Source organism: Stygiolobus sp. CP850M, from assembly GCF_037389425.1.
Classification (GTDB): domain Archaea; phylum Thermoproteota; class Thermoprotei_A; order Sulfolobales; family Sulfolobaceae; genus Stygiolobus.
Window position 1 is genome coordinate 1 of the sequence record NZ_JBBHKR010000047.1, and the last position, 25282, is coordinate 25282.

Here is a 25282-nt window from a genome sequence, read left to right on the forward strand (position 1 = left end):
ATCATTGAGGAAATTATAAGGGCTGTGGCTTTAAACGAGAACAAGGTAATGAGTATAGCGTTCCCGCACAAATACGAAGACGAGATCATTCACGTAAGCGAGCCCGTTGTTGTAGGGAGGACTATAGGACCTTCATTGGAGCCCTTATTAGACGAAAAAGACAGGTGGCACTTAATGGCTTCTATTAAGGACTTCTACAGCGTGTATAAGGAGAACTTGAAACAGCTCGAGCAGAGCTTGACCGCAAAACAGTAAAAGATCTTTAACGTAAACTTTCTTTTTTCTCCTCTGAACTAGTTCTAATTTAACACGTTGTTGTAAGTGATTATTAAGTGATTATATTCTGTTTCTTTTTGTTTTTTCTTTGATTTATACTTATATATTTCGATATCATAAGTGATATCTATGAAAAGAAGGAGAAGGCTACGACACATTATTCTATCTATCCTCAGCAATAAAGGAGCTATGACTGGTGCTCAGATAATGAGGGAGATAGAGAAGATGACTCAAGGTTTTTGGAAGCCTTCTCCGGGTGCTATATATCCAGCTCTAGACAAGCTCCTTGAGGAAGGTTACGTCTCTATAGCGAAAGTAGAGGGTAGTCAAAAGTTTTACCAGATCACTGAGGCAGGGAAAGAGTTGTTAAGTCCCAGGCATCAGTTAGAGACAGTGATAGAGGAAATCCTTTCAGACCTAAGGTTTATCCTTGAAAATAAGGATGAACTTGACGTAGAGCTAAAAGAGAAGTTGAAAAAAGGACTTAAGGAGGCGATAAGTAATCTTGATTGAAATAGAACACATATCAAAAACTTTCACAGTCAAATCGAAAGAGATACGAGCTTTAGACGACGTGAGCTTTACAGTCCCTAAGTCTAGCATAGGGGCGTTAGTCGGTCATAACGGTGCAGGAAAAACCACACTAATAAAGATCTTATCAACCCTGATTATCCCTGATCAGGGAGACGCGAGGATAAACGGGATCAGTATCAGAGAGGAAAAGAAAGTAAGAAAAGAAATAGGTGTAATGATGGTAAGTGAGAGATCTTTCTACTTCAGGCTTTCGGGCTTTGATAATCTAGTCTTCTTCGGGATCGTCCAAGGCTTATCGATTTCTGAAGCGAAAAAAAGGGCAAAGGAACTCCTCAATTTGGTTGGTTTATCTCAATTTTCCGACATTCAATACATGAAATATAGCACCGGAATGCAAAGGAAACTGGCTTTAGCGAGAGCACTCTTATTAGACCCACCGGTAATTCTGTTAGACGAACCTACACTAGGTATGGATCCAGTTAGTTCAAGGGATTTTAGGAGTCTGGTTAAGGAGATCTCTAAGGAGGGTAAAACGATACTAATGACTTCACATAACATGAAAGAGGTCGAAGACCTAGCCGATAAAATAGTCTTATTAAAGAGAGGTAGAATAGTCTCTCAAGGCACTAGGGAAGAGATCATGTCAAGCATAGGGAAGATCAAGGTAGTTATAACCGACAGTATACCAAGAGGTTACGAGAAATACGTAAGCGGTTTTGTTCAAGGAAAAGTTATACTGAGAATCCCAGAAAAGGGAATAGAGGTAAAAGGTGAAGTAATAGGCGAAGAGGAGCCTACACTTGAGGATGTGTTTGTCTACTTTACAGATGAGGAGATTGACAGCCCTAAAAATAGGAGGAGAGGAGGTGGGTTCAGGAGATGGGAATAATAGATAATCTTTACGCTTACATATACTTACGGGGTTTTAAGATATGGATTAGCTACAGAACACAGTTAGTGCTGAACGTATTATCTTGGGTCTTACCAGTTTTTACTTATTACTTTGTAGGAACTTCTTTAGGAGATAAGGTAGTTAGTTCTATGCATTTTAAAGATGAATCATATATTTCGTTCGTAGTAGTCGGACTGGCATTCCAAGGTTATATTTCGTCAGTAATAACGACCTTAAGTAGTAGGTTACGCAACGAGCAACTTTACGGTACGATAGAGTATTACGTATTGTCTTCTGGAGGAGTACTGTCATTTCTAATTTATTCAGCATTATGGGGATTTACAATAAATACTGTAAACGCAGTCATGATCTTACTCATAGGATACATTTTAGGTGTCAAGTATAACGTAAACCTCATTTCAGCTATAATCATTATTTTTCTACTACTTAGTTCTTCATTAGGTCTCGGAATGATTTCAGCTGGATTTACGATGATTGTGAAACAAGGGAACCCGATATCTTTCTTCTTTGCCACGTTTACCACACTGACGACCGGTGTAGTTTTTCCCGTGTCAGTCTTACCAGATTTTGTTAAGTTCATCAGCTACGCAATACCCCTCACATGGGCTCTTGAAGGTCTCAGGTATGCCCTGCTCGAGGGTTATTCGTTATCACAAGTCAGCGAATACGTAATAGCTTTGTCATTATTTACCTTCGTTATGATCCCGTTAGGTATCGCGTTTTACTCTTATGCCTTTAAGAGGGCTAGGTATAGAGGGACGTTGAGTGAGTACTGAGACCACTAATTTTTAATAATAAGGGAGGAGATTTTATCTCGATGCAGAAAGTATTCGAAAACGATAATATAAATATTCAGATGTTTGCTCAGGATATTGAAAACTCATTAAAGGATGAAGGATGGCAAACTACCTTAACGCAAAACGGTCCTAACGATTACATCATAAGGGGGACAAAAAAGGCTGGCCACATACACCACAAAGTAGAGGAGATAATAGTAAGAATCAGGGGAGACCCTAACAATGTTATCGTAGTGGTTGAAGAAGAAAACATAGGGGCTTTCGGTAGGATGTGGATAAACGCTAAACTATTGGGAGAAATGGAAAGAAAAGTGAAAGATGGTTTCTACTCTATCTGACTTCCTTATATAAAACATATTAGTCAGATCTGGGTAATACAGATCTGACTGGGGTGTAGGCCGTGACGCTCCTTGGGCTTAAAGCTTGCCGGGGAGCTTGGCCGCCTCCAACTCGGACCGGAAGTTGGGCAAAAAGCCCGAATAAAACATAAGAGTGTAATTGGAGGCACCCAGTTCAGGAATAGACGTAAGATAAATTAATTGTACTAAAATAAGCAGTTTAACGCTAGTAAGTAAAGCAGGTTCCATGGCGTAAGTAGTGTGAACTATGCTCAATTTTCAAGGAAAGTTTTTATACCGGAAGCTCACCACCCTGGAAGGGTCGAGGGTTCCCTTCTAGAGGGCTCATAGTTCCCACCATTGATTCGGGTTTACATCTCTCATCTGGTGGACAGTCGAGTGGCTAAGAGAACCACTCCCATTTGAAAGGGGGACTTTCATTGCCGAGCTCTAGTCCCTTGAAGGAAGGAGATAACGGTTGCTCCTCCCACAGTCCCATTAAGCCCTCAATCGAGCTGGGGAAGAGCGTCATTAGCATCACTGAGAGAAATTTTGGCAAAGAAGTATTTAAATATAAGGGGGCTATCCATCCCAGCTGGCGAGGCTTTCCACCCCCTTAACCCCTTTCTTTGTAAAATTAGAACGGTAAGAACAGCGTCTTTTTCTTCTCCGTCGTTATTTCACCCTTTATTTGCTTTCTTATGTCTATCCTTAAACCCTTCCATTCTGGACTTCGCAGACTTGGTTGTGGACAGAAGGGCTAACTCCATTATAGCCCTCTGTATTCTCTCCTTTTCAGCCTTAGTCCACTTCTTTATTACTTTTACAGCTTCTAAGTCTACGTTTAGTATAATGTCTTTAGCTATTTCCTTCGACTTCATGAGAACGTCGTCCGCTATGTAATCAACAATCCCTATTTGTTTTGCCTCTTCAGCAGTGATGACTTCCCCCGTGATCGCCAATCTGTTTACAGCCCTCCCCCAGTACTTATGCCCTACACTTATGGCCATGGGCGGTATTAGACCCAGCTTTGCCTCAGGTATTGAAAACTTAGACTCTTTACTCCCTACCACCACGTCACAGAACAGCAGTATTTCGCAACCTCCTCCATAAGCTAGCCCGTTAACCGCACATATGAGGGGCTTCTCAAGCTCGATTAGGGACTCCACGGCATAGTAAAGGGTGTCAAAGAACTTCTTAGCATCATCAGCGTCTTTAAGTTCAGCCATGGCAAATATATCATCCCCAGCCGAAAACGCCCTCCCCTCTCCGGTTAAGACCAATACTTTCACATTTTTATCGTTATTAGCCGTTCTAACCTTGTCCCCTAACTCCTTCCAGCTCTCCTCATCAAAGGAATTTAGTCTGTCAACTCTGTCTAACGTAATCCACGCTATACCGTCCTCATCCACTTTGTACTTCATTCCTGCTCGCCTCTTTAATAGCTCTTATTATATTTACGTAACCAGTACACCTACAAATATTTCTTATAGAGTACTTTAACGACTCATTAGCCGCTTTCGGATCTACGTTCTTTAAGTAATCGTAACTAGCCATTAGAAAACCGTGCGTGCAGTACCCACATTGAGACGCGTAATTATTTACAAACGAATTCTTTAGCCACTCCACATCGAGACCTCTAACTGTCCTCACATCCAAGTTGACGGCTTGAACTGCTAAAAACAAGCAAGATTTCACAGAAATGCCGTTAATAATTACAGTACAAGCCCCGCACTTACCTTCGTCGCATCCTTTCTTTACCTCAGTAAACCCGTTTTTACGTAAGAAGTCTACCAATAGAGTTCTGCCCTCTACTCTGTCCTCTATCAACACCCCGTTAACCCTGACTTTAATTTTGGCTTCATCAATCACTCTCATCCCTTCTCCGGTCTTCCAGCTTATCTTCCTTTCTTCGACTAATCTCAACTCGTAGTCACCTTGGTCAAACGTGTTGATCAATTCTCTGACTAGCTTTAGTCTACCTTCTCCGTTCATATGATGGTCTGACATCGGTTCTTCGTTAACACTCTCCAGCGCTTTTATCAACTCTTCTTTGCTGTTTTCTTCTAGGATTATCGGTCTCGGAAAAACACCTCCTATCGAAGCTCTGAGTTTTCCATCCTTCTTCTTTAATACGGCGAGTACAGCAATAGGATACGCAGAACCTCCTCTCTTTATTGCCTTAAAGTAAAGCTTAGAGCTATTGGGCTCACGAAAGGAGACCTCAGTTAGTAACTCTCCCTCCTTTAAAGTGGTAGTATAGGGATCTTCGTACAAGTCTTTAACTTTGATTTTTCTACTTCCCCTTTTACTTAAAACTTTAACCTCAGCGTCTAAGACGAGCAACGCTGGGTAATAGTTTGCAGAGGGGTCTGCGTTAACAAGAGAACCACCTACAGTGCCCCTATTCCTCACTTGTAAGTCCGCTATACTGATCGCTACGTTCCTCAGAAGAGGGAGATTCGAAGCTATCTCGTTATGTCTAGTTAAAGCCCCGATTCTATAGACTCCATCCTCTCTTTTTACATAATCTAAATCCAACTCGTTGATGTCAACCAACATGTCAAAGGGGATCCCCAGCCTCATCATCGGGATGAGACTTTGCCCACCTGCTAACGGTCTCCCTTCTTCTAAAGCCTCTAGGGCTTCCTCCAGGGTCTTCACTCTAACGTATTTGAAAGGCCTAGGGACTCCAAGTACATACATTTAGGTCACCCTTATGGGAGTCTCACTTACCCTTTTCTTTAACAATCTAGACACTGCGTTGGCAATAGCAGCTGGGGCACCCATTATGGGACCTTCTCCACCTCCGTACGCACCAGAAGGAATATAAGGGGAAGGAGTTTCGAAGTGGATATATTGGATGTCAGCATCGACGAGGTCCCCTAACGTGAGTGACTCATAGGAATCAAAAGTGGTAACCAAAGGATTCCCCCTCTCGTCGTATTTCAGCTCCTCGTACAGAGCCAAGTTAATCCCGTGGATTATACTCCCCGTCATAATACCCTCCAGAATGTCCTTTTCCAGGATTTTGCCTATATCATGTGAGACAACGTATTTGACCACCTTAACTTGACCGTCAATGATCTTGACTACAGCGAGGTGTGCGTTTATCCCATAAGCCAGAGCCGAATTAATTCTATCCCCGTCGACCGGTTTTAGAAGCGGTGAATAAAAATAACCAGTTGAGACAAGAGGAAAGTCAACGTTAAACGCCGAAGGGTTCCAGTGATAAGCTGATACCAACCTCCTGACGTCTACGGACTTCTTCGGGTTTTTAACGTCTACAAATTGCCCGTTCTGAAATGTTACTTCTTCAGCCTCTAGGTACTTTTTAGCTAAAGTAATTAGCTTTTTCTTCATATCCTCGATAGTGAGAATTAACGCACTTATGATTACTGGAGCAAATCTACTGGAATAACTACCACTAGCCAAGTTCCACGGCTGATCTGTGTCAACTTGGTTAGTCACTGACACTTCATTAGGCTTCAACCCTAACTCCTTACAAACGATATCAACTATAGTTGTCTCGTGTCCGAGCCCTTCATTCGTACCATTTACGAACACAGACAGAGTCCCGTCAGGGTTAAAGCTTAAGGTGAGGTAGTCTGCCGAAGCTGAGTGCGGATTCCTCCTATTGTTTAATGCCAGATCCACGTAGGCTAAGTTAGTAACAGAGGGTTCAACAAAGACAGCTAAACCTACTCCTACATCCTTTTGTCCCTTCCACCTCTCGTATTCCTCCCTAATTGCATTAACAACCCTTAGGTAATCTTGTTTCGGGTAAAGACCTCCTCCGGGCGTCTCATAAAACTCTATACCATCTATAACTCTATCAAAACGGGTTATAAGGTTCTTAATCCTTAATTCTAACGGGTCTATACCCAATTCGTCAGCTAGGTGATCGATCGCAGTTTCTAGAGCGAAGAAGAATGGTGGTGCTCCGTAGCCTCTATTAAGACCTGTAGGGCTCTTGTTAGTGACTACTACTCTATACCAACCTGAGATGTTCTTTACATCATAAGCACCGTTTAGACACCCTTGAACCCTAAATAGAGCTCCGGGCTCAGGCGGTCTTACGTAAGCTCCAACGTCTTCTACGAAGTTATACCTTATCCCCAGAATCTTTCCGCTTTTAGTAGCCGCTATTTCGACCTCTCCTTTTCTTTCAGATCCAGCGGAACTCGCGATAAAGTGTTCGGTTCTACTTTCCGCCCATCTCACTGGTGCTTTCACGATCTTAGAGGCAGCAGCTGCCAAGGTTATATATGGGTAAATTTCATATTTAATACCAAAACTACCCCCTATGTCCTTAGGGGTCTTCATCTTCAGCTTAGTTATAGGTATGTTCAACGCCTTGGTAATAAAATAGGCTTGGAGCATTGGACCCTGAATGTTAGCCCACACTCTTAGTTCTTCCTCAAAGTGAACGAGGACTCCGTACGGCTCGAGAGGTAATGCCGAATGTCGTGAGAATTTAAACGGGTGTGTGATTACCACTTCAGCCTTAGAAAACGCGTCCTGATCCCCAAAAGAGAACACTTTGTCCATCACAACGTTGGTACCGATCTCCTCGTGAACCAGAGAGTTCCCTTTAAGTGCATCATCGATAGTTACTACCGGCGTTAACTCCTCAAAGTCTACTTGAACGTAATCAAGTAGGTCTATTGCTTTATAGTAGTCCTTTGCGAGGACTAGGACTAAAGGCTCTCCTACGTACCTCACCTTCCTCCTCGCAAAGGGGAAATACTCGATTTTTTTATCGACAGTATTAGGAAAGGGATTTATAATCACTTTGGAAAGGTCTTCCGGAGTTAGGGCGATTCCTCCGTGGGAGAAGACATCCTTGACGTCTATTCTCTTGATTATACCGTGAGCTATAGGACTCCTGAAAATGACCATTTGGAGAGTCCCCGGGAAGTCCGGAATGTCATTGATATACAACCCCTCTCCGTTTACTGCTCTTTCTCCTTCGATATACATAAAATATACATTGTATTGAAACTTAATAAAATTATTAAAGGTAGTTCACTTTTGTGAGGTACAAATCTGTGGAGAGTAAATAGTATGAGAAAAATAAGGATAAAACCTTAATATCTAAAAGAGTGGACTTTGATATCATGAGCTCAGGAGGAGAAAAGGGCTTTAAATCAGATGAGAAGGTCGATAAGTGGAGTGTAGTGGTATTTCTTGTAGAGGTATTACTACTTATAGGGATTGTAGGGTCGCTAATTGGGATCTTGCCGGTACTCGCTCACACGTAGGAGACCGTCTGAAAGCCCTTAATGTTAAAAATGAGATATTCTAGAGCCAAACCGTGATTATAAACAATTAATTTCGTACATTTAAAAATTCTTAGTTGGAATTTTTGAACTTCCAATTATCTATTTAAGGTCTGGGATTAAATATCAGATATGCCATTATCTCCAGTCGTTGAGTTACACGACGTCAAGAAAGTCTATTACGGAAAAGTGCCGGTCGTTGCATTAAAAGGCGTAACTTTGACCGTATACGAAAGGGAAATAGTTTCCATTCAAGGGCCCTCTGGTTCAGGTAAAACAACACTCCTCACAATTATCGGTACTTTGAGTAAACCAACTGAAGGGGAAGTCCTAATTTACGGTAAGGACGTGACTAAACTTCCCGATAAGAAAATAGCTAAGGTGAGGAACAAATACATAGGCTTTGTCTTTCAAAACTACAACCTGATAGACAGACTTTCTGCATTAGAGAACATAGAACTGCCTCTTATCGCAAGAGGAGTGCCAAGCTCTGAAAGGAGAAAGATCGCGCTAGATATCCTTGATAGGCTGGGTCTGAAAGACCTTGCTAAGAAAAAGCCTAGCGAAATGTCTAGTGGACAACAACAGAGAATCGCAATAGTCAGAGCATTAGCTCAAAATCCCAAAATACTTCTTGCCGACGAACCTACCGCAAATCTAGATACGGCCTCTAGCGAGGTTGTCATGGACACGTTCTTAAGAGCGAATAAAGAGTTCGGTACCACGGTTATTATCGTCACTCACGAACCTGACATAGCGGCTTACGGGCAGAGGAAAATTCACATGAGAGACGGTCAAATAGAGAAAATAGACTAGGTGAGATCAGTGTATAGAAAAGCAATAATGTTAATCCTCTTAACTCTAATACTTTTCTCTACTTCATTTGATACCGTTTACCACGGAACAATATCTTCTGCCCCTTACGGTAATTTTCCGCCTATTGTTGCTATAGAATGGGGCTCTTTAGTACAGCCTCAGAACGTAACTCCGGGGGACTTTAACGTGCCGTTATATGTCGTGATAAAGGCCGATGTTATAGGAGCGTCTTTATTGTCAACTACATATCAACCTTTTGGTCAGACCTTAACTCCTATAAACGGTTATATACTTTCAGCTAATAAGACGCAATCTACAATCGTGTTCTTCGTAAACGTACCTCTCAACGTTTCCTCAGGCTTATACAAAGTGTTCTTATCCATAAACTACACATATGACAGCGGTATATTCGAAGCCACAACTCAAATACCTATTTACATATCCTCAGTAATTTATCCTAAGGTTATATTTCAATGGGGTAACGGTGAATTTACATCACCCGGACAAGGAATATCGCCCCTTACAGTAACGGTAGAAAACCCTAGCAATAAAGTGGTAAGTAACGTTATCATCTCGGCAGAATTACCTAACGGAATTTACAGCCTGACTGGATCGAGAATTATAAACTTTACAGTCCCAGCGGTTCAACCGTATTCGGCTGTAAGTGTAACACAATATGTAAACGTGACCTCCGAAATATCTCCGGGTTCATACTATGTCAATTACACACTAACTTTTACCGATGATTTAGGAGGAGTCCACACGGCAACATATAATAACGGAACCCTAGTCCTATTCCCCAAGGAGCCACTCATTGTCAAAAGCGATCCTATCTCCTTACAAGCTGGACAAATATCTACCTTCATTATATACCTTAACTCTACCGGTGCACTACTTACGTCTTTTAGTGTAAATTCCCAAAGTGTAATGACTGTTAGGTATAACGTAACGACTCCTATAACTTTTTCGGGGGTTTTACCCATTTCTATAAGCGTTTACGTGCCTTACGGCACCACCCCTGGAATCTACCAGTTCACTATAACTGGGACTTATATTTACGGAGGAACACAGTATTCCTTCACCATACCTGACTACGTGGAGGTGGGAATCAATAGGACTGGGCCCGAAGTAGTAAGCTTAGAGTGGGTCTCATACCCATATCCTGGGAGCAGTTCACAAGCGGAGTTAACGGTGTTTAACCCCTTACCTTACCCAGTCTACTCCGTGAATATCTCAACCCATTCTGTTGAGACCGGACAGCCCTATTACGTGATCCAAGAGATCCCTCCCTATGGAAGTGTCCAAATCCCCATTTCTTTACTTGTACCGGACAACGCGTCTTCATTAGTATGCCTTTATTTTAATATCAATTACTACTCCGAGTACGGTGGATTCGCCTCTTCCAGCAAAATAATAATCCCGGTTTACTCTAAGCCTCTAATTAGCTTGTCATTAGTCCCATCTACAGTAGTTCAGGGTCAGCAGTCAGAAGTATTACTCGAAATAAGAAACTTAGTTAACCAGAGCCTATTTGACCTCCACGTAAACGTAGTATTCAGCGATATCCAAGTGGTAGGAGCTACGAATGCTACGATATACCAACTTAATCCTTCTTACACCGGGTCAATACCTTACAGCATTTACGTCCCCTCTTACCTCTCTCCAGGGGTTTATCCTGTGCAGGTTACAATATCTTACTACTACTCGGGAATACAGAACACGCAAGTGTTCACACTACCCTTAGTAGTTACTAGTGCACAGAACGGAATCAACGTCTACATCTCTCCTTCTACCTTATATTACCAAGTTAGCCAAAATCTAACTATAACGCTGTTTAACAGTGATAACTACACTCTCACCAATATCTTTTTAAAGATATTTACTAACTCCCAACTACTATCGCTTTCCCAGACCCAGTTCGAGATCAACGCTATACCTCCCCACTACAATTACACGATCACCGTCCACACGTTCTCACCAATATCGGCTACAGAAACTTTACCGCTTTCACTAAGCTTACAATACCAGACACCCGATGGTTTCGTGAGTTATAACGAAAACTTGTCATTATTGATTACTGGACTCATCTCGATCCAAATAATCCAACCATCAATCACCGAGGTAAACGGTTCTTACATCTTCCAAGCCACTTTGCTAAACGATGGAAACACGCAAGCTAACAACGTTATCATATACTACCCCGGAGGAAGCACTTATATCGGTCAATTACCGACAGCATCACCTCTTCCTATATCGGTGACCTTACCCTCCAACTCTTCGCATATCGTCATTTCCTACCAGACACCTACTTACCAGACCGTTAACATGACGTACACTTACAACGGTCCCATCACAGTGTTACAAACAACATCTACTACTACATCACCTCACAACTTGTTTGGTAGTGCATTGTTGTTCGGGATTTCAGTAATAGTAGTGGTGGTCATAATTTACTTATTACTAAAGAGGAGGAAGAAGGCTAATGAAGACATTTGACGTTATAAAGTTCTCATTTAACGCGCTGTTAGAGAGGAAAACTAGGGCAATTTTAGTAATTCTGGGCATAATGGTAGGCCCGTTAATAGTTGTTTCACTCGTGGCTACGATTCAAGGGTTCGACATAGGTCTGAACCAACAGTTAACTAACTTTTTCTCGCCCTTAAACATATACTTAGCACCGAAGAGCCAAGGAACCTTAAACCAATATGTCATTGATGGGGTCTCCCACTTACCGGGAGTAAAAGCAGTTGTACCGTACTATCTCATACCGGCATACATAGATACTCCTAAGGGACTAGAGGCTACAGTAGTTTTCTCAATGGATATCTCCGATATTAATTTAGTAATGCCCGGTCTAAAGCTTCAAAGCGGTTCATTACCCTCGCCTAACTCTTTTGACGAATTAGACGTGGGCTATTATATCGCAAACCCCCAATATTCTGGTCAGCCTACTTATCACACTGGGCAGATTATGGTGGTTTACCTGATTAACCCTGAAGGAGAGAGGATAAGTAAGACATTTGTAGTCATAGGCCAGTTGGCACAAATAGCTTCTTTCGGAGGGGCTAACTTTAACCAAGCATTATATGCCCCTTTCTCTCTCGGACAGTCTATTTGCGGGACAAATTATGCGGGGGCTATAGTAGTAGCATCATCTCCGAGTGAAGTTGAAGGGTTGGCAAATATCATTAAAGAAAAGTACGGTAATTACGTTCAGGTCACTTCGAGTCAGCAAATACTTAACCTAGTTAATGAAGAAATCTCTTCCTTTGAGGCTCTACTAGTAGTTGCAGGTGTAGCGTCGTTTGTAGTAGCGTTTTTCACAGTCTTAGCTACTATGATTACTTCTGTTGTGGAGAGGACTAGGGAAATAGGACTTTTAATGTCTTTGGGATTTGAAAGGAGACAAGTAATGCTAATGTTCCTATCAGAGGCAACAATAATGGGAATAATAGGAGGTGGAATAGGAACCATAGGAGGATACTTCAGTTCCTTCCTATTGGCGTCAATTGCGTCGAACTCGTTTGAAGGAAGAGGTGGAGCCTTTAACGTTGTTCCCTCGATCTCAGTAGAACAGTTAGTATTTATTTTCTTGGCTATTATTGCGATTACCACTGTTGCTGGGTTGATTCCTGCGTATAGAGCGTCAAAAATAGAACCAGCAAAAGCATTAAGATATGAGGTATAGGGTGGGGTCATGAAAAGCATAGATATAGTCAAGTTAGCTTATAGAGCTCTTTTCGAGAGAAAAACTAGAGCTATCCTGACTATTTTGGGAATAGTAGTTGGGCCTCTCATCATTACTACTATAACAGCGTCTGTTCAAGGGTTGAGCCAGTCCGCAATAAACCTTATTCTAAGAGATGTTTCTCCTGAGGCGATATTCGTTACCCCCCTCAACGGTTACTTATCATCTTATACGATCACACAACTCTCCCACTTAGATGGGGTAGTTTACGTAGTCCCGTTTTACACGATACCCGTAACGATCTATACTTCCAAAGGAGAGATTAGTACTACGATTTTGTCGGTTAACATCTATGACTTGCAAAAAGTCTTACCGGGGATTAGCATTTCAAGCGGGACAGCTCCTTCAGCTCAAAGTTATAATCAAGTCGCTATAGGTTACGATCTTCAGAATCCTCCTTCTCCTAACCAACCATCTCTACATGTAGGTCAGGAGATATCTGTGAGCGTAGTATTACCTAACGGTGGCCAAAAAACGGAGACTTTACTGGTGACGGGAGGGCTGAGCGATTTTGACATTAATCTAGGGACTATTATTATTAACAAAGCACTGATTATGTCTTATTCAATAGGCGAAGAGATATATGGGACAAAATATTCAGGAGCTATAGTTTTAGCTTCCTCACTACAAGATGTAAGTAAAGTGGTATCAGAGATCCATCAGTATTTGGGCTCTTATGTAAGTGTGAACTCAGCGCAAGACATAGTATCCTTTATAAACCAACAAGTAGTGTCCTTTAACCTACTACTACTTATAGTCAGCTCTGCGTCTTTTATAGTAGCTTTCATAAGTGTACTAACTACTATGATTACTTCTGTTGTGGAGAGGACTAGGGAAATAGGACTTTTAATGTCTTTGGGATTTGAAAGGAGACAAGTAATGCTAATGTTCCTATCAGAGGCAACAATAATGGGAATAATAGGAGGTGGAATAGGAACCATAGGAGGATACTTCAGTTCTTATGGCTTTCTCGACTTCCTTCTCAGTTCACCCCTCTTCAATAGTTTGCATGCCGAGCCAATATTTACCATTACCCAAGCTGTAACCCTTTTCTTATTTATAGTTCTCATTTCCACTTTTGCCGGGCTGATTCCTGCGTATAGAGCGTCAAAAATAGAACCAGCAAAAGCACTAAGATATGAGGTTTAGACTTTTTAATAGCAAATTACGTGCGAACTCCCCTAGCTTGTTGTTTACCTAGTATTTTGATCTTCAAGGAAAAATTTACTGTTCAGTAAATAGTATCGTCACATAAACAAATTATATTATAACACACAGAGTTTTATCAGGTGATCAAATGAAATTAATTGAAATCACTAAAGATGAAATTAAGGGTAAGATTGGCCTAATGCCTTTAGGAAGCATAGAACAACACGGGCCCCATTTACCAATGGGAACAGATGGAATTGTAGTTGAATGGATAGCTCAAAAAGTTGAAGAGAGATTTAGAGATCAAGTACTTCTCTATCCTACCTTATATTACGGTTGTTCTAAAGAACATTACGGGTTCCCCTTCCTCTCAGTGGGTTATTTGAACATGATAAACTTCTTACTAGATATTGTTAATAGCTCAAAAAACGCGGGAATTTCCTCTCTTATAATCGTTAATGGTCACGGAGGAAATGAGTCCGTATTAGACATAATCAGAAGAGAAGTTAATATGAGTAATGATAACTGTTTTAAACTCCACATATTCTCTATAGTGGGGAGAGATAGAGACCTCTTTCCAAACATTATAGACATGCACGCTGGCTCAGTAGAGACTTCCAGAATATATGCAATTAATAGGCGACTGGTAAGAGAGGACAAGCTAAAAGAGGTAGACGACTTCACTATAAAAGATGGAGTATTTAAGATGATACCCACCAGCGAGGCAAACAAATACGGGATTATTAACGTTGGTGGCAGGGTGGAGATTGATGAAGAAAAGGGGAGAATGTCGCTAGAGAGTTCTGTTAAAGATCTCTCAGACTTAGTACGAAAAGTCCTTGAGCAAATAAAGAACTGTGGTAACAATGCTTAAATTCAAAAGGAGAGAAAGTCAATCTTAAAATGACAGAGTTTGAACGATATTAATAAGATAGCGCTTATAGGAGCATTTAGAGCCTTAGGCGGTTCGTTAGTCTGGCCTTTTATAGGGTATGCACTCTACTCAGTTTACAAATTACCGCTCACATTTGTATCGATTTTCTATCTCTTACAAGGTATCTTAGGTTTAATAGCGTACTATATTGGTGGGATCCTTACAGACAGTTTGGGAAGAAGGAAGAGTATGACCATAGCGATAGTACTCTCCTCAATTTCGCTTCTTCTGGCCTCTCAAATATCTCTCCCAGTTTTAGTCTCATCTCTTATTCTAGTACAAACTTTTTTCAACGATATATACTTCGTCTCTTCTACATCGATCGTCGGCGATATGTTTGAAGATAAACTCGACAGTTTGATCAGAGCGTTCAGCAGACAGAGGGTTGGGATCAACGCCGGTTGGGCTGTTGGACCCCTCATTGGTGGTTATATTTTTCAAGTACTTGGCTTTAATAAACTCCTATTCATTGCATCAATTATAGCCTTAGTACCCTTATATTTCGTGAGGATGCTACCAGACTTTAAAGGAGGTGTTGAAGTGTCATTTAAAGTCTCAAGAACACTATTAACGTTTCTTGTCCCTACTGCACTAATATTCATGCTAATGAGTCAACTGGGCTTTGGTTTAATCACTTATTATACAACAATCCCTCATTTCTCAGTACTTCAAGTGAGTTTGCTCTTCATGGTAAACGGCTTAATGATAGTAGTGCTTCAGGACTATATAGGAAAATTGATAACAGACGTCAAAAAATACTTGCCGTTAGGGTGTCTTATTTACGGGGTTTCATACTTCTCGATAGCTTTTATAACAGACTACGTAGAAGCTGTGGTAGACATAATATTCATAACCTTAGCTGAAATCATAGTCTCCCCTCTAGTCCAAGCTGTAGCAACATCATTAACCGAGAGGAGACAGAGGGGAAAACAAATAGGGGTTTTCGGTATATTTACTTCCTTAGGAAGAGTTCTGGGCTCTTCTCTCACCAGTTACTTAATGACGTTCTTTCTTTACTCTCCCGTCATTTTGTGGGGGTTGATTAGCTCACTAGGATTTATTTCAGCCCTACTCTTCTTCCTCTCATTAAGATCATTCAAACCAGCTCAGAGTCAAATACGCTGAATTTTTTACCAACTCAACTACATTTAACATTTCGTTCTTAGTTAGCCCCTCCATGAATACTATTTTGGCTATTTGAACCGACTTCGGTGTTTCGGCATCAGGTGGGATGAGGAAAAACTCTACGTTCATCCTCATTAAGTCTTTTTTAATGTTCTTGAGGAGTGACTGATCCTTCTTAAGTTTTGCAGAATCGAAGTCAACAACAGTAGTTACTATATAATACGTAGAGTTAGGATTAGTTCTAATGACTGAAACCTTTACTCCTTCACCTACTGGGGGAGAAATGACGATGTGAAAGTAAAAATTACCGCTGGTTACCTTCTCAACTTTCATTCCTAGTTCCACGAACCAATCAAAAATTTGAGAATCGGATACCATCACGTACACCTCAACGCTGAATCTCCCATTGAAGAATCGACTTTATGTTGTGCCGTACTCTCTGCTATACTCTTAACTGTCTTAATTACACTGTCGGGCTGAAGGTTTGAGGGGAACATGAAAGCCTCTCCTTTCCTATTTAACCAGTGGGCTTTCATATTTAAAGACTTGGCAACCAATATGTCGTATGGGTTCGAGGATACTAACATTATTGAAGGTAGGGGCGAATTAACCCTCTTGCCTACGTATTCGAAGAACTCCTTTGAAGGCTTGTACCTCTTTACGTCATCAGCTGATATTACGTCTTGGATAAAAACGTCCAAATTATTCCTCACAAGTATTTGCTTCACTAACATTTTGTCTAAGTTTGTGACCACGTAGAGCCTCGCCCTATAACTCAACTCCTCAAGAAATAAAGCGTCCTCATACATAGGCGATCTAAGTATCTTCTCCCTCCATTCTTTATGAAGTGAATCTAATATGGCGGAATAACTCACGTATACTCTAGCTAGAGAGTACGCATTCAACACGTGTTGGGTTTCCTTTAAAACCGAGTAAAGTTTTTCATCGCTTACCTTGATCAAGTTTTCGGTTACATTGAACAAGATTACGTACATTTACAACACCTTCTTTTTACCAGTGGCATTTAGATAACTCTCTAACCACATCTTAGTTAACTCCTTCTGTTTACATTCATTACATACATCCGTATATTGAGCTGTGCCAGGGTAACCGTATTGAATTAATAGGCTATCTACCTTCCCCTTTATCTTTACAGTACCTATAGGCTTCCCGCAGTACCTGCACTTGGTCACCTTAGCCTGGTTTACTCTAACTTTTTGTAATTCCCTGAACTTAGCCAGTCTCTCTACTTTTATGGCGTTCTCAGGACAGTTCTTAACACACCTCTGAGAACCTATACAATACGGTATGTTGTAGTCTAGTGTCGTGAGGTCGTTCACTGTTTTCATATCTGGGACTAGCATCTGGCAAGCCCTAACACATACCCCACAAAGTACACATTTATCAGGATTTACCTCCACGAAATATACACCCGGGACTTCTACCTCAGGGTTAACTTTTACCTTCTTGTCCATTTCCTCCAGAGCCCACAAGTAAAGCGACCGCCTTCTGTAACGGGTTAATGCGACACCCTCAGGGATTTCAGACTTAGGTAGCTTATTTTCCACTAGGGGTATTTTATCACCGTGCTTAACCTTCACAATCTTCAACTCAGTCCCGGGGAAGACGTCCGGTATTTCCTCAACTCTCTTCTTAGCAATGTCGTCTTTAGGATCGTACAAAATGACTGGTATTAGACCTGCTGCAAATGTAGCAAATACAAACGAGTCATGGACTGAAGCCACGTTAGGTACAAGAAGAGGGAAAAGACCTTCCTCCAGACTCACGGTTTTGTCCGAAGTGAAGACTAACCCTAACGATTTTCCCTCGGCATTATAATTACGCACTATTTCGTTCACAAAGGATATAAACTGCTCCGTGGTAAGGGAAGGCATTTCTAAGTAGCCCAAGTACCCTTTCGAAGTACAATAACCACAGCCTGTACAGTCTTGGGGTGAAGTAATTGTCACACCTTCAACAGCTTTCGCGATCAGACCTTTAGGACAAGACTGAATCAAAGTGTTTATCTCCCTTTCAAAGGTTAAAGCGTCGAACAGTACCGGATACACTTTGTATTCGTAAAGCCTAAACTTAATAAGGGAACGCCTTGTTACAGTAGTAGTTTTTACTGGCTGTAATCTGTAAACGAAGTCTTGTTTAGAGAGTTTCCTCACATACGCCTTTAGTAACGCCTTATTGTAAGACGGACTCTTTCCGATAAACCAAGAGAGGGGTAAGACCTCGACAGCTAAGGGACTTATACCCAGTTTTTCGTCAACCGATGAGACAAAGTTCTGTTCGTCCTTTTCAGATACAACAAGAAGTCCTTGAAGCTCGTTGGATTTAACATCCTCTGCCAGATATTCTCCGAACTCTGCAACGTAAGGTATATTTGTCTCTTTGTATATATCAACGAGAAGTTGATCGCCTAATTTCTCCCTGGCTGTCTTAGTAACTATGAGCCCTATCCTCAATTTCCTTCCCCTATGAGATATTCTTTCTCGGCTTCTAACCACTTTCTTAATTCCTCGCAGACTACCTTGTATATATCAGCCCTCTTGTCGTTTATGACGTCATTTATCCAGTCTGGTATCCAGCTGTATATATGAGTAGTAAAGAAGTTCCTTTGATCTGCTTTATTCTTGTAGAGGTCTCCTCCCTTCTGGAGGATCTCTATTTCCTCTTTTATTAGCACACTCATAAACGCGAGGATCGTAACTATGTTATCAGGCTCCGGTTGGAACTCGCCTAACATATAGTTGAGCCTAATATTCCTCGAACGCAAGAACCTCAACATATCACTATATCTAAAAGTAGCTACTTTTTCTCCCATCAAAGAGAAAAATCTCTTACTCTCCACAGGTGTCAAAGGTTTTATTCCCAGACCGGTAAGGAAAAGAGTTGAATATTCGATAAGTAAATCCGACTTATTGGAATTGAATATCTTGTCCTTTATACGTTCAACGTTTACTATGCTCTTATCTATTCCTAAGGAGGAAATTTTCTCAAGTTTTTCCTTCATTTTATTATAATCCTCATCATAAAAATTGTAATAAAAAAGCGTGGAGAAGAGATCATAAATCAAAAATCTTAATGAAGCTTGATCAAGCGTGGAAAGAGACATAAAAAACACCTTTAACTTGAAGAGTTAGACGAGGAGGAAGAAGACTGGTTTTGTTCTGTATAAGTAGAGTTATTACCTTGCGCCCCGAGGATTACGACTCCGTTAGACGTCCAGACATTGTAGTATTCTGACTGGCTTAATAGTTCTACATCGTTGTCTGCTGCATACTCGCTACGCCAAGGTAGATATCCGCTTGCTGGATTAGCACCGGTCTCTGGACCTAGTACAAATCCTCCTTTATCTATAAACAGAATATTACCGGGGTCTGTAGGATCTAATCTATCCGCCCATATTCTTGCCTGAACCATACATCCGTGAATACATGCTGGAATCCTCTCTTCTGGAGGCAGTGTTGGATCGTAAATTCTGTCAAAACAGTGAGTACACTTCTTTGTTACTCCTTCAATATAGTCAAAGAATCTGTTACCATAAGGACATGCATAAATACAGTACTTAGTTCCAATACATTCTGTGTAGTCTACTAAGACTATACCATCTTCAACTCTCTTGAACGTAGCACCTACTGGACATACTGGTACACAAGGTGCATCCATACAGTGGAAACAGTTGATTGGAATGTTGTATACTTTCGTTTGCGGGTAATTACCTACTTCTACATACATTACTCTAAGCCAGAACATCACGTCAAGATCTCCATAAGGATTAAGGTCAGGAAGGGGTCCAAACATTCCCGAAGTATTCCACTCTTTACAAGACATTTGGCAACCGGCACAACCGAAGCACTTATTTAGATCTGTTATTATTGCATAGTTTTTCTTATTACTATATGGTATTCTGTGTTCTACTCCACCTTGTTTTATATCTAGAGTGATTTGTGGGGTTTGGTTTGACGACATTTGATTAGAGGACATGACCTTTACACCTCACACGGGAATTGAGAAAGAAAAAAGGGAGATCAACTTAGCGGTTCACCCGCAAAACCATATCTTATCTTATAATTACCTAACTGGTAGTTGTTCTGAGCTAATGAATAAGGTGCTACGAAGCTCCATATGGAAGTGTTCTGCATATTATTAGCGTCAAATCTTAAGTGTGGGACATCTACGGGCTGGGCGAAAGGTGCTCCGTTGCTGGCACCGGATATACTTATTTGTCCACCCATCTGGTTCATTATCACTGTAAGTATGTCTTGATTGGAAAAGTCTTGACCCATGTATATGAACTTGTTCGCGGTAACCTGAACCCTATTAGCCCCGCTAGCAACTCCAACTATCTTGATCCTGCTGTCGGCCCACGAAGTCTGCCCTGTTATCGGGTCTAAGTACATTATTGGGTAGGCGTTATCTGTCTGAGGAGATAGCTTTCCTCCTCTTGAAGCGGGCATGTAAAGTATGTTTGCCCAGTTGTGTAACACACTGTATTTAACTTGTGGAGAGTCGGGTGTCATTCCTCTGAAACCTGGTAGGGCTTGTGCCGACACTATTACCCACGCTGCTCCGGGTCTGGTCGCGTTGTCCAGAAAGGCTATAGCGGTGATTGTAGTCCTTAAACCTCCAGACCAAGGCTCGTTTACAGCCTCAAATTGAACAAAATCTCCGGATTTAATGCCCATGCTCTGGACATAGGGATCTGCTGAGCTCAACATCACCGGTGTATAAGGCACTGTCGCCATAAGCCACGGTACGTTGAAAGACCAACTATGATATGTCCTATCATGTCTCCTAACGAAGAATGTTAACGGATACTCGCTCAGGTTTATCCCGTCAGGGGTTATTTCGGAGTTCCAAGCTGGTGGTGGGGAATAGCCTCCGAAAGGCTTGTAGTAGTCCAATATGTTCTTAGCTAAAGCTTGCCCGTAAGAGTCGTTGGGCAAGACACTCTTTACTAGGAACTGCTGGTTCCCGGTTAGTTTGTAATAGTAGTAATACGCCGCGTTATATCCAGTCCACTTACCTGCCGCAGCAAGCCTGAACTTCTGTAAGTATTCGAGATATATCTTGTGGATCCACGGTAAGCCTATCCCTCCGTATCCACCAGGCATGTACTTGCCCCAACCGAGGAAGTAGAACATGTTTACGTTTCTCATATATCTAATTGAAGGCGGTAAGACGTAGACAGCTCCGCCCTTGCCTACCTTGACATAGCCAGGGTTGATCTCGTCTATTGTCATCATGCCCGGAGCGTAAGTGTTTATTATGTCCTCAAGCATCTTTTGAAGACCGGGCTGGAATTGTACTGGAATTCTGAAGTAGTGCTCTATACCTGCAGATCTCTGGCTTGCCGATATCTTGTAAGTAGTAGCTGTGGAGAAAGTCTGTCCTTGAGGTACATTATTTAAAATTTGATTGATTACGTCTTGCTGGTTAGCACCAGCTGGCACAAACGAAGCGTATAACTTCAACTGCTGCGGGTTAGGGATTGGTTTTCCTTCCTCATTAGCCAATATGTACTGGAAGTTGTTACCGTATCCAGCTATCAAAGTCCCGGTCTCTAATATATACATCCCAGTAGATATCATACCGGGCTGTCCTTGTTGAAGTATTGTAGTTCCAGTCTCAGGATCGTGTATAGTTACCGGGCTTATCAATGGTAAGCCAGTAACTGGGTCTTGTGTAGTGTAGTGAGGACAATTCGTCGGATCTATAGTATCACCTTGTTTCGGATAAATCCTCAATATCCAAGCTAAAGTCAACATAAAGTCTCCGTTGGACAGTACTGGATACATCGCCGGTAAGACTGGCCAGTTGAGAGAATCTGAAGGTCCTTGAGGTAAACTTGTAGGCCTATCGTGGATGGAGTGGAAACCGTATATTTCTAGGAATGACAAATCAGGTATAATAAGATCTACTACGTTGTTTGTCTCTTGCATAAATAGATCAATACTTATGTTAAACGGAACAATGTAGTTACCGTTCTGGTCCTTCTCGGTCACTTTTTGTAAAACGTCAGTTAATGCGTAAGCGTTATTCCAATATGGAGTTGTTATGTACCACATTAGAGCTTCTGTTTTATATGGGACTACCATATTGGGGTACTTGTTCATCAAGTAAGCGGTGATAACGACTGCTGAATAAGACCTTTGAGTCGTTAGAGGTAACTCCCAGCTATATGCTCTATCTACTAAGAAGGGTCTTCCGTTCTTATATATAACTAGATCGTCAGGACCGTCTGGGAAGCCGTAAGGACCGGCTCCAACAATTTCTACGCTCTTAATGTCCACAGTACCATCGTTATATATGTATTCCGTTTTTAGGAAACCTGCTCTCGTCTTGGGGTTGTTTAGGGTCATTCCACTAGTTGCACTTGCAATATCTGGGTCAATTGTAGGTGTGTTTGCCAGAGGATGAGGAGGAACTGCAACTCCGGGGGAGTAGTGGGGATAGGGATACTTGTAAAGGTCGGCTCCAGGGTTATCCCACGCTCCTACCATTAATACCAGATAATACATCGCTGCAGCGCTCATGAACCCGTTGGCGTGAGCGGAAATACCTCTCATGAAGTATATTGATACCGGCCTACCAACAACGTTGTCATGGAACCTACCTAGATAGTCTATCCATTTCACAGGCTCATAAATTGCCTTCTGGAAGGCGGTCGTTGCTATCTCATTTGCAATTCTCACCACAGTATTATGAGGTATACCAGTAACCTCAGCTACATTTAACACACCGTATTGCGGGGATTGCCCGCTGGGAGTATACGGGTCGTAATTCAGTAATTCAGCCCTTAATAACTCGAAAGCTGTAGTTACTGTTAGGTTAATAGTCTCACTGGAGCCTAAAGCCTTCGGGACTGTTACTTGAATAGCCGGGACTTTGACTGTTTGCCCATTCTTTAATTTATAAGGTACTTGTACGATCTGTGACTGCTTCTGCTGAGGTAACTCGTCTAAAGTTAATATAGGCATAACACCACTCTGCCACGGTGTATCAACGTAAGAGTAAACGTTCCCATCAGAGCCCATTATTGCCTCTAGCCATGGGTGTGAACTCGCGTATTGCTGGTTCTGTACGGGCATTCTTAAATGTAATCCTACATTATTACCTGCGGTGGGGTCAGTAGGGTCTAGACTGTCACCATTCTGCGGGTTAGGATTTACTATCACTAACCACGACAAGTTAGTGTAATATCTCAAGAATTCCTCATCTATGTGAGGGAATACAGCTGTGGAAGGAATGTCTCCTAATTGAGGTAATTGTACAACTTGTCCACTTGGCGTTACAGTCTGCATTATGAGCTGACCGGAAGAGGGATCATAGGCTGGTGATACCGGCTGTAAGGTCTGCGGGTTAAGGACATTTGAACCTTTGCTCGCCTTATATACGTAGTAGTGAAAGTCAACCAAAACTCTTATCCAACCCATAGCTAAGGCTCCGTCTGTTGCAGGGTTTATGAACAGATGCTCATCCGAAACTGAGTAGAAGCCAAATCTTTCAGGGGCAATAGTTACTACCTTTCCGCCGTTCTCCCTGATCCTTGCGATAATCCTCCTCATCCAGTTAGGGAAATGGTCCCCCGCGAGTCCAGCTAAGATAAAGTACTGGGCTCTTTCCTCATCAGGACCTGCATATTCCCATACTGGCGCACCCGTAATATATACTCCTGCTGTATACACGTTCATTGAACAGAATCCACCGTGTGCACCTGCATTAGCTGTACCGAAATTACCCGCGAAGAAACCTGCATCGATACCGGGTGTTAATTGGTCTCTTCCTTGGAAATATGCTAAAGCATGAGGATTAGTCTCCCTTATAGCTTTAAGCCCGGGGAAGTTGCCTACACCTAGTTGTTGTGGATTCAACCCTATTTTGCTCCAACTCTGTGCGTTAGTTCCATTTACTATAATGTCTATTGCAGTATCATAATCGATTGCCATCCATTTTCCTGATCCTCTATCGCCAGCTCTTATTAGTGGGAACCTCAACCTAGCGGGAGCGAAATAGTAGTAGACGTCTGAAGCCCCCCTCGGACAAACTCCTCCATCATTTATGTGCCAACCGATAGTCCCAGTAACGAATCTCGGGAAGCCCATAGGAGTCCTGACTATCTCTATCGAGCACCTTCCTAAGCACTGGAAACAGTTCCCGTATACGACCTCGTCAGAGGGATAGTTAAGGGTGTAATGATAGCCTTCTTCTTGAGAGTTGAATAATTTACTGGCTATCGACCCTGAGTTGAGAATTATCGCAGTTGTAGCTGCAGTTATACCGCTTATTTTGAGAAAGTCCCTCCTCGTTAGCTTTAAATTGCTCATTTCTCTCAAAACCTAGTTAATTTACCTCATTATATATAGTTTCACTTCACTTTATTAATATAACTGGTTAGAAATATTTTATGACAAAAGATCCTCTAATTGACCCCTAACACTCGAGTCTAGAGATACAGCTTTTTCAGCTATTGCTTTCGCACCTGATAGGTCTCCCAACGCTTTAAGAATTCTGGCTTTTAGGGCTAAATATTGTGGGCTGTTCTGAGATAACCCCAAGGCTTTGTCGATAAACATTAACGCGTCCTGATTTAGCGATAATACGTGATAACATAAAGCTACATGATAAGCATAATCCGGGTTATTAGGGTCGAGTCTCAAGGCTGTCTTATACTCAGAAAGAGCCAATTTATGAAACCCTGTCTCGTAATATATCCTACCTTTCAGGGCGTGTAGTGCTGGGTCGTCCTTCTTAAGGTCAATAGCTTTATTCACTTCCGACAGTGCATCCATCTTTAAACCTACATTATAATAACACAGAGCCTTCATTAGTCTGGCCTCTACATTTTTCGGATTTAATGCTAACACGTCATTTATATATATGGTAGCGTCTTCGTATTCGCCAAGAGCGAAGAGGATTTTTGCCTTTAGGTACTTATAATCGTAGCTTAGAGGCATGATTTCCAGAGCTTTATTAATGTTTTCTAAAGCATCTTTCAATTTGCCTAGGCTGTATTGATACTCGGCTAAAGTGTAGTACAACACGTGGTTATATGGGGACTTTGATATTCCGGCTTTAAGCTCATCCTCAGCCTCTTTTTCTCTTCCTAGGCTTCTGTAAGCCTCGAATCTCAAGTAATCGGCTTCGCTTCGGGTAATCCCTTTTAATTCGTCAAGAGCTTCTTCATATTTCTTAGCCTTTATAAGAATGAAAGCTCTTGAAAGTCTGGACTCTTCGTCCTGACCTTGAATTAACTTAAGTGCCTCGTCATATTTTCCTTGGGACAGTAACTCCTCTATTTCCACATTACAATATTCATCAAAAATAGGTATATAATAACTTTACGAGCCTTTAGTAC

The 25282-nt window shown here is 41.7% G+C and carries 21 protein-coding genes and 2 pseudogenes; 12 read left to right on the plus strand and 11 right to left on the minus strand.

All coding sequences use genetic code 11. The annotated features are described in order from the left end of the window. From WIW89_RS04195 to WIW89_RS04215, 5 genes and pseudogenes are all read left to right on the plus strand, one after another. Positions 1–255 (plus strand): annotated as a pseudogene (locus tag WIW89_RS04195) (malate dehydrogenase); the annotation flags it as partial. Between the two features lie 150 nt (positions 256–405). Further along, on the plus strand, positions 406–789 hold the full coding sequence (locus tag WIW89_RS04200) for a PadR family transcriptional regulator (RefSeq protein ID WP_337719850.1): 384 nt from the start codon (positions 406–408) through the stop codon (positions 787–789). Further along, complete coding sequence (locus WIW89_RS04205) at positions 782–1699, plus strand: ABC transporter ATP-binding protein (protein ID WP_337708280.1); 918 nt, start codon at positions 782–784, stop codon at positions 1697–1699. Before WIW89_RS04200 ends, WIW89_RS04205 begins: the two co-directional genes overlap by 8 nt. Then, positions 1690–2499 carry an ABC transporter permease gene (locus WIW89_RS04210; protein ID WP_337719852.1) on the plus strand — a complete coding sequence of 270 codons (810 nt, stop codon included), beginning with the start codon at positions 1690–1692 and terminating at the stop codon, positions 2497–2499. The genes WIW89_RS04205 and WIW89_RS04210 overlap by 10 nt, the downstream gene beginning before the upstream one ends. Positions 2500–2540: 41 nt before the next feature. Beyond that, a complete protein-coding gene (locus tag WIW89_RS04215) occupies positions 2541–2858 on the plus strand; it encodes a hypothetical protein (RefSeq protein WP_337719853.1) in 318 nt (105 codons plus the stop codon). A gap of 292 nt (positions 2859–3150) precedes the next feature. On the opposite strand, the pseudogene WIW89_RS04220 reads toward WIW89_RS04215, so the two are convergent. The 4 genes and pseudogenes from WIW89_RS04220 to WIW89_RS04235 form a co-directional block, all read right to left on the minus strand. Beyond that, positions 3151–3399, minus strand: a pseudogene (locus tag WIW89_RS04220) (hypothetical protein). Between the two features lie 139 nt (positions 3400–3538). Then, a complete protein-coding gene (locus WIW89_RS04225; protein WP_337719854.1) occupies positions 3539–4282 on the minus strand; it encodes an enoyl-CoA hydratase/isomerase family protein in 744 nt (247 codons plus the stop codon). Beyond that, entirely contained in the window at positions 4263–5564 is a 1302-nt protein-coding gene (locus tag WIW89_RS04230; RefSeq protein WP_337719855.1) for an FAD binding domain-containing protein, read from the minus strand. Before WIW89_RS04230 ends, WIW89_RS04225 begins: the two co-directional genes overlap by 20 nt. Then, the gene (locus tag WIW89_RS04235) at positions 5565–7841 is read right to left on the minus strand and encodes a xanthine dehydrogenase family protein molybdopterin-binding subunit (protein WP_337719856.1); all 2277 of its coding nucleotides are present in this window, start codon (positions 7839–7841) and stop codon (positions 5565–5567) included. It abuts the gene before it with no gap. Positions 7842–7978: 137 nt separating this feature from the next. Here WIW89_RS04235 and WIW89_RS04240 point away from each other — a divergent pair, with 137 nt between their 5' ends. The 7 genes from WIW89_RS04240 to WIW89_RS04270 all read left to right on the plus strand — a co-directional run bounded on the left by WIW89_RS04240 (position 7979) and on the right by WIW89_RS04270 (position 15912). Further along, complete coding sequence (locus WIW89_RS04240) at positions 7979–8122, plus strand: hypothetical protein (protein ID WP_337719857.1); 144 nt, start codon at positions 7979–7981, stop codon at positions 8120–8122. Positions 8123–8272: 150 nt separating this feature from the next. Beyond that, entirely contained in the window at positions 8273–8956 is a 684-nt protein-coding gene (locus tag WIW89_RS04245) for an ABC transporter ATP-binding protein (RefSeq protein ID WP_337719858.1), read from the plus strand. Positions 8957–8965: 9 nt separating this feature from the next. Continuing rightward, positions 8966–11452, plus strand: coding sequence for a hypothetical protein (locus WIW89_RS04250; protein ID WP_337719859.1), 2487 nt, complete (start codon positions 8966–8968; stop codon positions 11450–11452). Further along, on the plus strand, positions 11439–12644 hold the full coding sequence (locus tag WIW89_RS04255; RefSeq protein ID WP_337719860.1) for an ABC transporter permease: 1206 nt from the start codon (positions 11439–11441) through the stop codon (positions 12642–12644). The genes WIW89_RS04250 and WIW89_RS04255 overlap by 14 nt, the downstream gene beginning before the upstream one ends. Positions 12645–12653: 9 nt before the next feature. Next, complete coding sequence (locus tag WIW89_RS04260) at positions 12654–13853, plus strand: ABC transporter permease (protein WP_337719861.1); 1200 nt, start codon at positions 12654–12656, stop codon at positions 13851–13853. 148 nt (positions 13854–14001) lie between these two features. Further along, on the plus strand, positions 14002–14727 hold the full coding sequence (locus WIW89_RS04265; RefSeq protein WP_337719862.1) for a creatininase family protein: 726 nt from the start codon (positions 14002–14004) through the stop codon (positions 14725–14727). Positions 14728–14766: 39 nt separating this feature from the next. Continuing rightward, complete coding sequence (locus WIW89_RS04270) at positions 14767–15912, plus strand: MFS transporter (RefSeq protein ID WP_337719863.1); 1146 nt, start codon at positions 14767–14769, stop codon at positions 15910–15912. On the opposite strand, the gene WIW89_RS04275 is transcribed toward WIW89_RS04270, so the two are convergent. The 7 genes from WIW89_RS04275 to WIW89_RS04305 all read right to left on the minus strand — a co-directional run bounded on the left by WIW89_RS04275 (position 15880) and on the right by WIW89_RS04305 (position 25229). Continuing rightward, positions 15880–16290 carry a DUF2299 domain-containing protein gene (locus WIW89_RS04275; RefSeq protein WP_337702721.1) on the minus strand — a complete coding sequence of 137 codons (411 nt, stop codon included), beginning with the start codon at positions 16288–16290 and terminating at the stop codon, positions 15880–15882. The two genes, WIW89_RS04270 and WIW89_RS04275, sit on opposite strands and share 33 nt — an antisense overlap. Next, positions 16290–16907 carry an HAD family hydrolase gene (locus WIW89_RS04280; RefSeq protein ID WP_337702723.1) on the minus strand — a complete coding sequence of 206 codons (618 nt, stop codon included), beginning with the start codon at positions 16905–16907 and terminating at the stop codon, positions 16290–16292. The genes WIW89_RS04275 and WIW89_RS04280 overlap by 1 nt, the downstream gene beginning before the upstream one ends. After that, positions 16908–18386, minus strand: coding sequence for a 4Fe-4S binding protein (locus WIW89_RS04285; protein WP_337702725.1), 1479 nt, complete (start codon positions 18384–18386; stop codon positions 16908–16910). Then, on the minus strand, positions 18383–19036 hold the full coding sequence (locus WIW89_RS04290) for a TorD/DmsD family molecular chaperone (RefSeq protein ID WP_337702726.1): 654 nt from the start codon (positions 19034–19036) through the stop codon (positions 18383–18385). The genes WIW89_RS04285 and WIW89_RS04290 overlap by 4 nt, the downstream gene beginning before the upstream one ends. A gap of 11 nt (positions 19037–19047) precedes the next feature. Continuing rightward, positions 19048–19893: a 4Fe-4S dicluster domain-containing protein gene (locus WIW89_RS04295; protein WP_443296292.1), complete on the minus strand. Its 846-nt coding sequence runs from the start codon at positions 19891–19893 to the stop codon at positions 19048–19050. Between the two features lie 59 nt (positions 19894–19952). Then, the gene (locus tag WIW89_RS04300; protein WP_337719865.1) at positions 19953–24251 is read right to left on the minus strand and encodes an oxidoreductase; all 4299 of its coding nucleotides are present in this window, start codon (positions 24249–24251) and stop codon (positions 19953–19955) included. 78 nt (positions 24252–24329) lie between these two features. Beyond that, positions 24330–25229: a tetratricopeptide repeat protein gene (locus WIW89_RS04305; protein ID WP_337708299.1), complete on the minus strand. Its 900-nt coding sequence runs from the start codon at positions 25227–25229 to the stop codon at positions 24330–24332. Positions 25230–25282 lie beyond the last annotated feature (53 nt).